The sequence below is a fragment of the Micromonospora sp. NPDC049230 genome, assembly GCF_040647875.1.
GTDB lineage: Bacteria > Actinomycetota > Actinomycetes > Mycobacteriales > Micromonosporaceae > Micromonospora.
In genome coordinates, this window is the sequence record NZ_JBEZCZ010000006.1 from 265,120 (window position 1) to 277,182 (window position 12,063).

Here is a 12,063-nt window from a genome sequence, read left to right on the forward strand (position 1 = left end):
CCTCAGGGCAGTTGCTCGATCTCCGTGGGCGCCTGGGCGCGGATCACCCCGATGTCGCTGGTGATCGGTACGTCGGGAAAGCGCTCGGACACCAGGCGCAGGATCTCCGCACGCCGGTGCGGGCTCTCCACCTCGCCGTGCAGCACGAGGGCGCGTTCGCGTCGGACCACGGTGATCCCCTGTTCGGCGACGGCGGGGTCCTCGGCGAGCAGCCGCTGGATCTCCGCGTCGACGTACTCGTCCGGTGGCCCGGCGCCGATGTCGCGATGATGGGTCACGATGTCCCCTCTCCTGGCTGGGTGCCGACGGCCGGCACCACCTCCAGCCGGTCCAGCAGCACCAGGAACGCCTCGGCGTACGGCGAGTGCTGCGTCTCCTTGCGTACCCTCTCCCAGTCGATCTGCTCCCGCAGCGAGCGGGCCAGCGGCAGACCGCGGGCGAAGTCGCAGTAGTGCTGGGAAAAGCTCAGCAGTTTGTGCACCATCAGCTGGGTGGCGGACAGGACCGGCATGTGGATCGCGTCCACCGGCCGGATGACAGTGTCGGCGAACGTCTCCTCGGTCACCGGTGTCTCGATCGGCCGATGGATGAGGTCCACCATCCGGCCGTCGTCGAAGACCTTGACCAGCCAGTCCTCCGGGGGGCGCTGGGCGACGAAACCGGCGGCCACCAGGGCCTCCAGGGCCTGCTCCACGTCGGCCTCCCGGATCAGGAAGTCGACGTCGTGCTCACTGGAGTGGCCCCCGTGTGCGTAGACGGCGAAGCTGCCGCCCAGGGCGAACGGGATCTCGGACTGCTTGAGCACGGCGGCGACCTTCTTGAGGGTGTGCACCAGACTCTCGTCCCCGCGCTCAGCCATCTGCTTCTCCCGTCGTCGAGTGGTGGACCGGCGGTTGGGTTTCAAAGGTCCGGTACCCGGCATTCCGGTCGCCCACACCTCCTTGCGTCGCGGCGAGGTGCCAACAGGAACGAAACAGTACAAAACGCGCGGAGTAGGTGCGTGGGTCGGATAATCTGTGGAGGGTGGCCAGATCATCGGGGATGCGACGCGGCGGGGCCCGGTTGCGCACCGTCGCCCTGATCGGCATCGACGGTTCCGGCAAGACCACTCAGGCACACCGACTGGCCGACGCGCTCAATGCCGCCGGCCGCCCCGCGAAGTACCGCCGCAACGCCAGCGGCCGTCGTTGGCTGGGCCGCCTCGCCCACCGCCTCGGGCGACCTGACGCGCAGCGGCTCGTCGGGCGCGACGGTGTGCTGGCGGTGGAGTCCGTGCTGCGCTGGCTCGCCATCGCCATGGCACTGGTCAGCTGCCTGCTCACCGGCCGGACGGCCGTGATGGACCGCTACTCCGCCTGCCAGTACGCGAGCATCCGCGCCCATGGCGGGCACCGCTGGGAGCGACTGGCCCGGGCCGGCTACCGACTGTTCCCGACCCCGCAGGTGACCTTCCTGCTGGCCGTCGACCCGGCGGAGGCGTACCGGCGCATCGAGGAGCGCGGCACCGACCACGAGACGATGGGCTGGCTCACCGCCGCGGACACCGCCTACCGGGCGCTACCCGAATATCCGAGCTTCGTGCTCGTGGACGCGGGTCGCCCGGCCGAGGAGGTGACCGAGCAGATCCAGGCGCACCTGGGGACCTGGCTGCCGGCGTCCCCGGGGGCGCCGCGGGGTGACGAGGGCCCGCTGGTGGCTCAGGCCCGCCCGTAGACCGGCACTGTGGCGCCGCTTGTCGGCGCGGACTCCGCCGAGGCGAGAAACCGGATCACCGACGCGATCTCGGCCGGGGCCACCCAGCGGGAGTGGTCGGCGTCGGGCTGTGCGGCCCGGTTCGCCGGGGTGTCGATGACGCTGGGCAGCACCGTGTTGCAGCGTACGTTGCGGGACCTGTACTCCACAGCGACCGCGTTGGCGAGGGCCAGCACCGCCGCCTTGGCTGTCACGTATCCGGCCGCGCCGGGAAACGGGGCGAGCGCCGCGCGGGCCGCGACGCAGACCACCGCGCCGCCGCCGGCCGCCAGCAGGTGCGGCAACGCGGCCTGGGTGACCAGGTAGGTGGGTCGCAGGTTGACGGTGAGCATCCGCTCGAAGTCCTCGACCGGCGTCTCGTGCACCAGGCCGCCGCTGGCGTACCCACCGACCAGGTTGACCACCGCGCGCAGCGGCGCCGCCGACTCACCGGCGGCGACCTCGACCGCCCGCGCGGCGCCCGCCGGCTCGGTCAGGTCCGCGACAAGCCGGACCAGCTCGTCCGCCGCCGGCTCCGACCCGGGCCGGCTGGTCCGCTCCGGTACGACCACCCGCCAACCCGCCTCGACAAAGGCGCCCACCACCGCCCCGCCCAGCCCCCCAGAACCCCCAGTAACCAAAACGCTGCTCGTCACCATGCACCCACGCTAACCCCCCACCCCACCCACCCCACCCACCCCACCCACCCCACCCAACCCACCCCCACCCCCACCCCTGCGTTGATCATGAGGTTATTGCTGCGACACGCCGAGGTGAGTGGCTACAACCTCATGATCGCGGTCTGCCGTGGGCAGAGTGGGTCGTTCACGCGGGCCTTGGTGGCGCAGGATCGGTTGATGCGAATCCTTATTCTTGGTGGCACGCGATTCCTTGGCCGGGCGACGGCCCAGCTCGCCGTCGAGCAGGGTCACGACGTGACAGCCGCGGCTCGGGGAGTGTCCGGGGTTGCGCCGGCCGGGGTGCGGTTCGTGCCGGTGGACCGCGACGATCCCGGGGCCCTGGCGCAGCTCGCCGGCGAGGATTTCGACGCCGTGATCGATGTGACCCGCCGAATCAGTCACGCCCGGCACGCGCTCGACGCGCTCGCCGAGCGGGTCGAGCACCTGTCGTTCGTGTCGACGATCTCGGTGTACGCGGACCACAGCACCCCCGGTCAGACCGCCTCGGACGCACCGGTGCTGCCGCCGGCCCCGGCGGATGTGGACGGTCCGGTCGGCCCGGACCACCGCTGGTACGGCGAGTGCAAGGTGAGCATCGAGGGGCTGGTCCGGGAGCGGATGGGAGTGGACCGTTCGTTCATCTGCCGGGCGGGGCTGATCGTCGGCGCGGAGGACCCGAGCGATCGTTTCCCGTACTGGGTGCGGCGGCTGTCGGCGGGTGGGGAGGTGCTCGCACCCGGCCGCCCGACCGACCGGGTGCAGTTCGTGGACGTGGCCGATCTGGCGGGCTGGCTGCTGCACGCCGCCGGCACCGGTCTCGCCGGCACGTACGACGGCACCGGCCCGGCGATGTCCCGGGCCGACCTGCTGCACGGGGTGGCCGCCGGACTGGGTGTCACCGATCCGGTCCTCACCTGGGTCGATCAGGAGTTCCTACTGGCGCACGACGTCCGTGAGTGGTCGGGGGAGCGGGCGCTGCCACTGTGGGTGCGGCTGCCGGAGACCGGTGGTCTGATGGACCGGGACGCCGCACCGGCTCTGGGTGCCGGGCTGGCGATCCGTCCACTGTCGGACACTGTTCGGGCGACAGCGGCCTGGATGGCAGCGGACCCGGCAGCCGTACGGCAGGGCGGACTCGACCCGGCGGATGAGGCAGCGGTATTGCGGGAGTGGCAGGCTGTGCGGGATCGGTGATCGGGCTGTCGGCTGTTTCCCTCCGTCCCGGCCAGTCATGGTTGACGCTCACGCTTGGTGAAAGTAAGTTTCACCCGTGGCGAAGAGTCCGAAGATTTCTGCGAGTCAGGAGCCCGGTGGGCTGATCGTCCACATCAGCGGGCTGTTGCCGTCGCTGTCTCCCGCCGAGCAGCGGGTTGCCCGGCTGGTCGTGTCCGACCCGGCCGCCGCCTCCCGGCGGACCATCACCGACCTCGCCACCGCGGCGGAGACGTCGGAGGCGACAGTCATCAGGTTCTGCCGCTCGGTCGGCATGGACGGCTATCCCCAACTCCGCATCCGGCTCGCCGCCGAGGCCGCCCGCCGGATCGAGCCACCCGACGCCCGGGTGGTCGGCGGCGACATCCCGCCCGGCGCCGACCTCGCCCAGATCATCGCCACCATCGCGTTCAACGACGCCCGCGCGGTCGAGGAGACTGCCGAACAGCTCGACCCCGCCGTCTGTGAGCAGGTGGTCGAGGCGATCAACAGCGCCGGTCGGATCGACATCTACGGTGCCGGCGCCAGCGGGTTCGTCGCGTCGGACTTCCAGCAGAAGCTGCACCGCATCGGTCGGATCGCCTTCTACTTCCCGGACGTGCACACGGCGCTGACCTCGGCCGCCCTCCTCGGCCGGGGCGACGTGGCGATCGGCATCTCGCACAGCGGCACGACCTCCGACGTGATCGAGGTGCTGGAGCAGGCCCGCACGCGAGGCGCCGGCACCGTGGCGTTGACCAACTTTCCCCGCTCGCCGATCACCGAGGTGGCCGACTTCGTGCTGACCACGGCGGCCCGGGAGACCACCTACCGCTCCGGCGCGACAGCCAGCCGGCTGGCCCAGCTCACTGTTGTCGACTGCCTCTTTGTCGGGGTGGCCGCCCGCAACCGGGCGCGGGCCCGCAAGGCCCTGGAGGCGACCGCCGAGGCGGTCCAGTCGCACCGGGTGGGTGCCAACCGGAGGCGGGCATGACGGCCGGTGCGGACCTGCCCGCACCGCCCGTTCGCCCGACGGTCCGGGTGGGCGCACCCACCGAACGGCGTAACCCGCTCAGCGTCGACCTCGACCTGATGTCGACGCGGGACGTCCTCACCGTGATCAACGAAGCCGACCGGCGGGTGCCGGCGGCGGTCGCCGCGGTGCTCGACGAGATCGCCACCACAGTCGATCTGGCCGTCGAGGCCCTGCGCGGCGGCCACCGGGTGCACTACTTCGGGGCCGGCACCTCCGGTCGGCTCGGTGTGCTCGACGCGGCCGAGTTGGCCCCCACCTTCAACTCGCCCCGACACTGGTTCTGCGCCCACCTCGCCGGTGGCCCGGACGCCATGTGGCGGGCCGTGGAGGATGCCGAGGACGACGACCGGGGCGGCGCGGTCGAGGCGGCCAGTTGTGTACGCGGCGGTGACCTGGTGGTCGGTCTGGCGGCCAGCGGACGCACCCCGTACGTCCTCGGGGCGCTCGCCGCGGCCCGCGCCAAGGGCGCCTCGACGGTGCTGCTGTGCGCCAATCCGGAGGCCGAGGCCGCCCGGTCGGTGGACGTGTTCATCGGGGTGGACACCGGACCCGAGGTGGTCGCCGGGTCGACCCGGATGAAGGCGGGCACGGCGCAGAAGTTGGTGCTCAACACGTTCTCGACAGCCGTCATGGTGCGCCTGGGGCGGGTCTACTCGAACCTCATGATCGATATGGTGGCCACCAACGCGAAACTCCGTGGCCGAATGATCTCGATTCTGGTCGAGGCCACCGGCTGCGCGGAGGAGGTCGCCCGGCAGGCGCTCGTGGAGGCCGACGGTGACCTGAAGACGGCGCTGGTCTCCCTGGTCTCCGGTGCCGAGGTGGACGCCGCCCGGGCCGCGCTGGCCCGCTCCGCCGACCAGGTACGCGGGGCGCTCGCCCTGCTCGCGTCCTAGCCGCCGCGCCACCGGGAAGCGAACGAAGCCTCGGATTGTTCATCTGGCCGGGGGGTAATAACACCCTCGACGATGAACCGAGCGGTCCTCCGGTGCGTATCTGGCAGTGACCAGGATCGCAGCGTGGTGGTGACCCGGGTCGCTGTGCCCCCACGGCGGGCGGTGTTGCCATGGTGCGTAACCCGTGCGTGGTGCCCAGCGGCGAGCCATCCGACGGATGCTGACAGCAAACATGGACCGTGCTCTCAGCTATTACTCAGGCATTCGTGACACTTTCGACTCACGACATGGAATCCCCGACACGTCTCATCTGTTGTGTAGGTGTCAGCACCGGTGGGCACAGCAGAAGTTACCAGGGGTTGACGGACGTGGGGAATGGCAAGGAACCGGGCAACCGGCGCGAGCGAGGGGACCGTGGGCAACGTGGACAAGAACATCGGCATGCGAACCGACGAGGTTGCCGAGGAGCGCGACCTGGTCGGCGTCTACCTGCACGAGATCTCCCGGACGCCACTGCTGGACGCCGCCAAGGAGGTCGATCTCTCCAAGGCTATCGAGGCCGGCCTCTACGCCGAGCACCTGCTCGGTGAGGAAGCCGTCCCCGCCGGTGTGGACCGGGCCGACCTGGAGTGGCTGGTCGTCGAGGGGGAGCGCGCGAAGGACCTCTTCATCCGCGCCAACCTCCGACTTGTCGTGTCGATCGCCCGCCGTTACGTGCGTTCGGGCATGCCCATGCTGGACCTGATCCAGGAGGGCAACACCGGCCTGGTCCGGGCGGTCGAGAAGTTCGACTACGAGCGTGGTTACAAGTTCTCCACCTACGCCACCTGGTGGATCCGCCAGGCGATCAGCCGGGCGATCGCCCAGCAGGAGCGCACCGTCCGTCTGCCGGTGCACCTCGTGGAGGACGTCAACCGGATGCGCAACGTGGCCCGGCAGCTGACCCGTGAGCTGGGCGCCGACCCGGAGCCGGAGCAGATCGCGGCCTCCCTCGGCGTCACCGTCGAGCGGGTGAACGAGCTGCGCCGCTGGTCGCAGGACACCGTCTCGCTGGACACCCCGGTGGGCGACGACGGCGACACCAACCTCGGCGACCTCGTCGCCGACAGTGACGCGCCGTCGCCGGAGGACATCGTCCTGAGCGGTCTGGAGCGGCAGCGCATCGAGGGCCTGCTCAACCACCTCGACGACCGGTCCGCCGGCATCATGCGGGCCCGCTACGGGCTGGAGGACGGCCGGGAGCACTCGCTCACCGAGGTCGCCTCCCGGTTCTCGCTGTCCCGCGAGCGGATCCGACAGTTGGAGATCCAGGCCCTCGGCCGACTGCGTGAGCTGGCCCGGGCGGAGGGGCTGCAGGCAGCCTGACCTGGTAGTAATAACGGCGAACGGCCGGCGTCCGATAGGGGGACGCCGGCCGTTCGGCGTTGCCGGTCGGGTGACTAGCGCACCCGGCCGTAGCCCTGGATCGGCATGATGTTCATGCCTCGCCTGAGCACGTTACGGCCGGCGCTCGGCGCGTCGATCACCTGGCCGTCGCCGACGTAGAGTGCGACGTGCCCGAGCCCGCTGTAGAAGACCAGGTCACCGGCGCGAAGATCACCCCGACCGATGTGCGCGACGGCACCCCACTGCGACCGGGTGTTGTGCGGCAGGGACTTTCCGGCCGCCCGCCAGGCCGCCGAGGTCAGCCCGGAGCAGTCGTAGCCGTTGGGCCCGTCGGCTGCCCAGACGTACGGCTTGCCCACCGCGCCGAACGCGTAGCGCACTGCGGTGCCGGCAGCACCGGCCACCGCGGGCACGTTCTTGGCCTCGGCCACCGCGGCCTTGGGGTCGGGGCGTTCGGTCGCCGCTCCGTACGCCTGCCGACGGAGTTCGTACAGCTTGGCCAGGTCCTGTTCGATCTGCTTCTTGCCCGCCGAGAGCTGACGGGCCTGCGCGGCCTGTCGCTTCAGAGTGGCGTCCAGGCCGGCCTTCTCGTCCAGCAGTCGCCGCTGGTCGGCGGTGAAGCCGGAGATGCGCTCCTGCCGCTGGCGGGTCAGCTGGTCGAGCGTGCTCAGCCGGTCCAGCAGTGCGGCGGAGCCGCCGGGACGCAGCAGGGCGTCCGCGGTCCGCAGGCCGCCGCTCTTGTACGCGGTGGTGGCCAACTCGGTCACGTCGGCCCGGCTCTGCTCGGCCTGTTGCTCCAGCGGGCCGATGCGGGCCTGTAATCGCGCCGCCGAGGCCTCGTTGGTCTTGATCTCCTCACGCAACTTGTTGTACGACTCCACGACCCGTTCCAACTCGGCCGAGGACGTCTCGATCCGGCGGGTCAGGTCGGCGGGGGACGGCTCGGCGTGAGCCACCGCCGTCGGGGCGATCAGCGCGGCCGACATGCCGGCCAGCGCCACGGTACGCAGCAGGTTTCTCAGGGATGACAAGAGCGGAAGGCCCCTCTCCCACGGCCGCTGGGGCTGCTGACGCCCTCGGCGACACCGGCCGGGGCCATCCGGGTGGACGGCACTGGGCCGGACCGGCTCACACAACCTAACCCGGGACGGATGTCGCTCGCAGTTGAAGCAGTGGCGAATGTGGGAAGAGTGGCGGCCCGTGCCGCTGTGGTGGGTGGCGCTGCGGACACCTGCTGAGACGTACGCAAAGCCCATTTCGCGGCTGGTGACGGATATACGACTTTCGTCGTTCCGGGCGTATACCGTCGGATCGTCGACCGCCATAACCGACAAAAGGCGAAATGGATGCTGTTTCCTGACGCTATCCCTCGCCCGGGTGAGCGTGGGGAAGCCGGCAAATGCCCAGGTCGGCTGGCCGCGCACCAACACAATGAGGGCTGAAGCCGGGAATCCCGTCGGCGGATAGCGGTATCTGCCACCGCCGGGTCACTCGGCCAACCGTCCCCCGCGGGAGGAACCGTGAATCGTGAAGGCGCAAACGTGCGACCGCCGCGAACGGTGCCGGGCGCCCGGTCGACCCTGCTGTACGCGCGGCCCGGCATCATCGTGACCGTCGACCGGTTCACCGTCGGCCGAACCAGTTACCGGGTCGCCGACCTCACCCATCTGCGAACCACCCGGGGCCCGCACGACCGGATCGCCGTCCGGGCCGTCGCCATCACCGCCGGCATGATCGGCGGCGTCGGGCTGCTGCTCGGCTTCACCGGCGGGCTGCAACACCTGACCGCCGGGGCGTACCTCATCCTCGGCGCGGTTTTCCTGCTGCCCGGGGCACTCGCCCTGGTCGGCGATCGCTGGCGCCCGCCGCCCCACGAGCTGTGGGGGTGGTACGGGGGAGCGGAGACGCTGCTCTTCAGCGCCGACGACGAGCGGCAGTTCGGTCAGGTCACCCGGGCGTTGCTGCGGGCCCGGGAGATGAACCGGTACGGCGGTTGGGTCGACCCGCTCGCCTCGACCGAACCGTGGCGGCCCAGCCGCTGAGGCGACGACGGTGGGCCCGCGCCGAGCGGGGCGTCGGCCCACCTGTCGCTCAGCGGGCCACCGGCTCCGGAGCCCGCTGCTCCTGCGGCGCGGCCACCCAGGCACTGACCCGGCGCTCGGCGTAGAACGAGACGAACGGCACCGTGCCGGCCAGCATCACCAGCAGCATCCGCTTCAGCGGCCAGTCCGCCCGACGGCTCAGGTCGAACGCGGCCACCAGGTAGATCATGTAGAGGAAGCCGTGCGCCGGCCCCACCGTCTCCACCACCACCGCGTTGTCGAACACGTACTTCAGCGGCATGCCGATCACGACCAGCAGGATCAGCACGACACCCACGATCCAGGCGATCGCGCGGTACCGGGTAAGGGCAGCGCCCACCTTGGTTCCGTCCTTCCGAGCCCGGCTCAGCCGGGATAGTCACCGGGTCGGGCGCCCGGATTGGCGCTCAACCATGACAGGTAGTGGTTGTAGGCGGCCAGATCGCCGTCCTCGACGGCGTCGCCACCGGACGACACCCGGGACACCCGCACCGGTCGGCGTACCGCCGGTCGGGATCCCGCGGTGGCCGCCGGCTCGGGCTCGGCGGCCGGTTCCGACGGCGGCGTGTCGGTGTCGGCCGCCCGGCGGCGGGCCAGCTTCACCTCACGCCACCAGACGTAGACCACGAAGCCGGCGAAGATCGGCCACTCGACCGCGTACCCCCAGCTCAGGCTGTTGCCGGCGGCGGCCCGGCTGATCTGCCACCAGCCCAGCCCGAGGAAGCCCACGACCAGCACGACCATGGCCACGTGACGTGCGATCCACGCCGGGGTCCAGAGCCGCCTCATGGCATCGAGGGTACCGGGGACGCCGCCGGTCTCCGACACCGTGTCGTAGTTGTCGCGCGGCCGGGATGGTTTGGCGTCACCACGCCTGGGCAATCGTCTAGACGCCAGCCCAAACGAGATCAAGGGGGGCGATGATGACCGGATCGGTACGTGAGGACGGCTTTGCGTCCAGCGGCAGCACGGACATGAGCCCGGAGCAGCGGGTGCCCGAGTGGGGCGGAGACCAGCTCGCCGACCCGGCGGGCGCCACGGCTCTCGACGGCGACGTGCTCGGCATCGACCCGACGGAGTTGACCGACGAGGATCTGATCCGCGAGATGCACAGCCTGCACCGCACCCGCCTGGACACCCTGCGGCACGCGGCGGACTCGGCGCTCGCCAACCACCTGCGGCGTACCGCGGAGTTGGAGACCGAATACCTGGCGCGTCACCCGGGCCGGGAGGTCGACCCCAACCGTCTGCGGGACTCCTGATGCCGGCGCGTGCCGTGCGCGGGATGTCCGCGCCACCCGAGGTGGTGTTCAACACCGCCACCGACCCCGACCGCGCCTCGGCCTGGCTTCCGGAGCCGCTGCGCGGCGACGGCAGCCCCGCCGCGGAGATCAGCGAGGCCGAGATGCGGGCCCGGTGGGGGGACGGCGACGCCGACGACTGGTCCGCCGAGATCCGGGTGGAGCCGGCCGATTCCGGCGGCGCCCGGATCCAGCTCGACCTCGCCGACGGATCGGGCGGGCCGGGCCCGGACCAGTTGGCCGACGAGGCGCTCACCAACCTGGCACGCGAGGTGGCCGACAACCTCCAGGCCGGCTGAGTCGGCCGCGCGGTCCAGGCCGGCTCCGCCGGCCGCGTGGGACGCCACTCCCGCACCACACCACACGACAAGGAGACCAGGTGAGCGACACTGGCCTGCGACAGAAGGCGACGCGGCTGCGCCGGGCGTACGCGCCGCACGAATACCGGCCGCTCGGCGGCTACCTGGTGGCGATGGGCGCCTACGTCGGGGTGACCGGCGCACTCGCCGGCCTGGTCAAGGCGACCGGTCGACCGGTGCCGGAGCGTCCCGCACCGTCCGACGTGGTGTTGCTCTCCATCGCCACGCACAAGCTGAGCCGGCTGCTGTCCAAGGACGCGGTGACCAGCCCGTTGCGGGCGCCGTTCACCCGTTATGACCGCCCGATCGGCAGCGGTGAGGTGATGGAGCAGGTCCGCGACTCGGGCAGCCCCACCCGGCATGCCATCGGCGAGTTGCTGAGCTGCCCGTTCTGCCTGGCGGTCTGGGTGGCCACCGGGCTGACCGGCGGCCTGGTGCTCGCACCTCGGCTGACCCGGCTGGTGGCCACCGCGTTGACGGCGGTCGCCGCGTCCGACTTCCTCCAGATGGCGTACGCGATGGCGCAGCAGGCCGCCGAGGGCGGACACCACGACGAGGACTGACCGGGTAGACGCGAAAGGGGCCGGCGCACGCCGGCCCCCTTTGTCGTACGTGGCTCAACGCTGCATGCCGGACCAGCCGTGCGGTGACTCCGGCTCCCGTTCGTCCTCGTCCGCCCCGGTGACGATGTCCCGGTCCACCGCGGTGCGGTCGTGTTCGTTGGCGAAGTCCGGCTCCGGGGTGGTGTCCCTGCCCTTGGGCGGTTGACCCAGCGCCGGCATCTTCTCGTCGTGGTCCTCGTGGTCGGTCATGTCGGTGTCCCTTCTGCGGTCGCTCACCCGATCGAGCCGCCCAGCAGGTCGCTGGCCTCGTCCACCGAGTACTCGCCCTCGGGCAGCGCGTCGATGCGACCGAGCAGGTCCGGCGGAAGCTCGGCGGCCACCGCGTGGCGGTAGATCTCCGCCTGTTCGACCCGCTCCTGCGCCCGGTAGATGTCGTCGAGCAGGTCGTCGAGGGCCTGGGTGTCCGGCTTGCCTGCCTCGGATGCGTCGTCGGTCACGCCGATCAGCTACCCGGGGCGGAATCGGTCAAACCCACCCCGGCGGCTCGTCTACGACGCCGGGCGACGGCCCTGCGCGGCTCCCTTTGCTCTGCACTCGCGGATGCGCCAGTCACCCGCCGTAGGCGACGCGTGGGCGGGTGCAGAGCAAAGGGAGCGCTGGTGGGTGTTCCGGTCGTCTCGGCCCGCCCGGTCTGGCAGGCCCTCGGGGCAGACCGACAGAGACAGCGCCGCCCCCGGCCTCGTGCCGCGTTGCGGGCCGGGCCGGACACCCGCTACCTGGTGATGGAGAAGGGCGCGCGCGGGATCGGGCACGTCCGTTACCTGTGTGAGCTGGTGCCG

At 71.2% G+C, this 12,063-nt stretch carries 18 protein-coding genes; 10 read left to right on the forward strand and 8 right to left on the reverse strand.

The features are described from left to right. Positions 1-2 precede the first annotated feature (2 nt). Positions 3-278 (reverse strand): hypothetical protein, encoded by a 276-nt coding sequence (locus AB0A95_RS08355; protein ID WP_357067018.1) that lies wholly within the window; start codon positions 276-278, stop codon positions 3-5. Continuing rightward, a complete protein-coding gene (locus tag AB0A95_RS08360) occupies positions 275-859 on the reverse strand; it encodes a nucleotidyltransferase (protein ID WP_357067020.1) in 585 nt (194 codons plus the stop codon). Before AB0A95_RS08360 ends, AB0A95_RS08355 begins: the two co-directional genes overlap by 4 nt. 164 nt (positions 860-1,023) lie before the next feature. On the opposite strand from AB0A95_RS08360, the gene AB0A95_RS08365 reads away from it, so the two are divergent. Further along, the gene (locus AB0A95_RS08365; RefSeq protein ID WP_357554936.1) at positions 1,024-1,713 is read left to right on the forward strand and encodes a thymidylate kinase; all 690 of its coding nucleotides are present in this window, start codon (positions 1,024-1,026) and stop codon (positions 1,711-1,713) included. Here the strand turns inward: AB0A95_RS08365 and AB0A95_RS08370 are convergent. Then, the gene (locus AB0A95_RS08370) at positions 1,698-2,390 is read right to left on the reverse strand and encodes an SDR family NAD(P)-dependent oxidoreductase (protein WP_357554937.1); all 693 of its coding nucleotides are present in this window, start codon (positions 2,388-2,390) and stop codon (positions 1,698-1,700) included. The genes AB0A95_RS08365 and AB0A95_RS08370 overlap by 16 nt on opposite strands. A 198-nt stretch (positions 2,391-2,588) precedes the next feature. Here AB0A95_RS08370 and AB0A95_RS08375 point away from each other — a divergent pair, with 198 nt between their 5' ends. From AB0A95_RS08375 to AB0A95_RS08390, 4 genes are all read left to right on the forward strand, one after another. Continuing rightward, complete coding sequence (locus AB0A95_RS08375; protein ID WP_357554938.1) at positions 2,589-3,605, forward strand: NAD-dependent epimerase/dehydratase family protein; 1,017 nt, start codon at positions 2,589-2,591, stop codon at positions 3,603-3,605. Positions 3,606-3,681: 76 nt separating this feature from the next. Continuing rightward, complete coding sequence (locus AB0A95_RS08380; RefSeq protein ID WP_357067027.1) at positions 3,682-4,596, forward strand: MurR/RpiR family transcriptional regulator; 915 nt, start codon at positions 3,682-3,684, stop codon at positions 4,594-4,596. Continuing rightward, a complete protein-coding gene (gene murQ, locus AB0A95_RS08385; RefSeq protein ID WP_357554939.1) occupies positions 4,593-5,534 on the forward strand; it encodes an N-acetylmuramic acid 6-phosphate etherase in 942 nt (313 codons plus the stop codon). Before AB0A95_RS08380 ends, murQ begins: the two co-directional genes overlap by 4 nt. A 375-nt stretch (positions 5,535-5,909) precedes the next feature. After that, on the forward strand, positions 5,910-6,899 hold the full coding sequence (locus tag AB0A95_RS08390; RefSeq protein WP_357554940.1) for a sigma-70 family RNA polymerase sigma factor: 990 nt from the start codon (positions 5,910-5,912) through the stop codon (positions 6,897-6,899). Positions 6,900-6,973: 74 nt separating this feature from the next. Here AB0A95_RS08390 and AB0A95_RS08395 read toward each other — a convergent pair whose 3' ends face one another. Further along, a complete protein-coding gene (locus AB0A95_RS08395; RefSeq protein ID WP_357554941.1) occupies positions 6,974-7,951 on the reverse strand; it encodes an NlpC/P60 family protein in 978 nt (325 codons plus the stop codon). A 510-nt stretch (positions 7,952-8,461) separates the two neighbouring features. Here AB0A95_RS08395 and AB0A95_RS08400 point away from each other — a divergent pair. Continuing rightward, positions 8,462-8,962, forward strand: coding sequence for a DUF6232 family protein (locus AB0A95_RS08400; RefSeq protein ID WP_357554942.1), 501 nt, complete (start codon positions 8,462-8,464; stop codon positions 8,960-8,962). Between the two features lie 49 nt (positions 8,963-9,011). On the opposite strand, the gene AB0A95_RS08405 is transcribed toward AB0A95_RS08400, so the two are convergent. Together AB0A95_RS08405 and AB0A95_RS08410 are read right to left on the reverse strand one after the other, a co-directional pair. After that, positions 9,012-9,341, reverse strand: a complete 330-nt coding sequence (locus AB0A95_RS08405; RefSeq protein ID WP_357067037.1) for a DUF3817 domain-containing protein — start codon at positions 9,339-9,341, stop codon at positions 9,012-9,014. Positions 9,342-9,367: 26 nt separating this feature from the next. After that, positions 9,368-9,790, reverse strand: a complete 423-nt coding sequence (locus tag AB0A95_RS08410) for a hypothetical protein (RefSeq protein WP_357554943.1) — start codon at positions 9,788-9,790, stop codon at positions 9,368-9,370. Positions 9,791-9,921: 131 nt separating this feature from the next. On the opposite strand from AB0A95_RS08410, the gene AB0A95_RS08415 reads away from it, so the two are divergent. From AB0A95_RS08415 to AB0A95_RS08425, 3 genes are all read left to right on the forward strand, one after another. Continuing rightward, positions 9,922-10,263, forward strand: coding sequence for a DUF6158 family protein (locus AB0A95_RS08415; protein ID WP_357554944.1), 342 nt, complete (start codon positions 9,922-9,924; stop codon positions 10,261-10,263). After that, positions 10,263-10,601, forward strand: coding sequence for a hypothetical protein (locus AB0A95_RS08420; protein ID WP_357554945.1), 339 nt, complete (start codon positions 10,263-10,265; stop codon positions 10,599-10,601). The genes AB0A95_RS08415 and AB0A95_RS08420 overlap by 1 nt, the downstream gene beginning before the upstream one ends. 80 nt (positions 10,602-10,681) lie before the next feature. Next, the gene (locus AB0A95_RS08425) at positions 10,682-11,224 is read left to right on the forward strand and encodes a DUF1360 domain-containing protein (protein ID WP_357554946.1); all 543 of its coding nucleotides are present in this window, start codon (positions 10,682-10,684) and stop codon (positions 11,222-11,224) included. A gap of 54 nt (positions 11,225-11,278) precedes the next feature. Here AB0A95_RS08425 and AB0A95_RS08430 read toward each other — a convergent pair whose 3' ends face one another. Together AB0A95_RS08430 and AB0A95_RS08435 are read right to left on the reverse strand one after the other, a co-directional pair. After that, positions 11,279-11,473, reverse strand: a complete 195-nt coding sequence (locus tag AB0A95_RS08430) for a hypothetical protein (protein WP_357554947.1) — start codon at positions 11,471-11,473, stop codon at positions 11,279-11,281. Between the two features lie 23 nt (positions 11,474-11,496). Beyond that, complete coding sequence (locus AB0A95_RS08435; RefSeq protein ID WP_357554948.1) at positions 11,497-11,721, reverse strand: hypothetical protein; 225 nt, start codon at positions 11,719-11,721, stop codon at positions 11,497-11,499. Between the two features lie 162 nt (positions 11,722-11,883). Between AB0A95_RS08435 and AB0A95_RS08440 the strand changes: the two genes are divergently transcribed. Then, positions 11,884-12,063 (forward strand): hypothetical protein (locus tag AB0A95_RS08440; RefSeq protein WP_357554965.1); only part of this gene is annotated, 180 nt, incomplete at its 3' end.

Bases quoted from the DNA above. Each gene is read 5' to 3' on its own strand.
- AB0A95_RS08360 (WP_357067020.1), bottom strand. From the start codon at position 859: ATGGCTGAGCGCGGGGACGAGAGTCTGGTGCACACCCTCAAGAAGGTC.
- AB0A95_RS08410 (WP_357554943.1), bottom strand. From the start codon at position 9,790: ATGAGGCGGCTCTGGACCCCGGCGTGGATCGCACGTCACGTGGCCATG.
- AB0A95_RS08390 (WP_357554940.1), top strand. From the start codon at position 5,910: ATGGCAAGGAACCGGGCAACCGGCGCGAGCGAGGGGACCGTGGGCAAC.
- AB0A95_RS08415 (WP_357554944.1), top strand. From the start codon at position 9,922: ATGATGACCGGATCGGTACGTGAGGACGGCTTTGCGTCCAGCGGCAGC.
- AB0A95_RS08375 (WP_357554938.1), top strand. From the start codon at position 2,589: ATGCGAATCCTTATTCTTGGTGGCACGCGATTCCTTGGCCGGGCGACG.
- AB0A95_RS08420 (WP_357554945.1), top strand. From the start codon at position 10,263: ATGCCGGCGCGTGCCGTGCGCGGGATGTCCGCGCCACCCGAGGTGGTG.
- AB0A95_RS08430 (WP_357554947.1), bottom strand. From the start codon at position 11,473: ATGACCGACCACGAGGACCACGACGAGAAGATGCCGGCGCTGGGTCAA.
- AB0A95_RS08370 (WP_357554937.1), bottom strand. From the start codon at position 2,390: ATGGTGACGAGCAGCGTTTTGGTTACTGGGGGTTCTGGGGGGCTGGGC.
- murQ (WP_357554939.1), top strand. From the start codon at position 4,593: ATGACGGCCGGTGCGGACCTGCCCGCACCGCCCGTTCGCCCGACGGTC.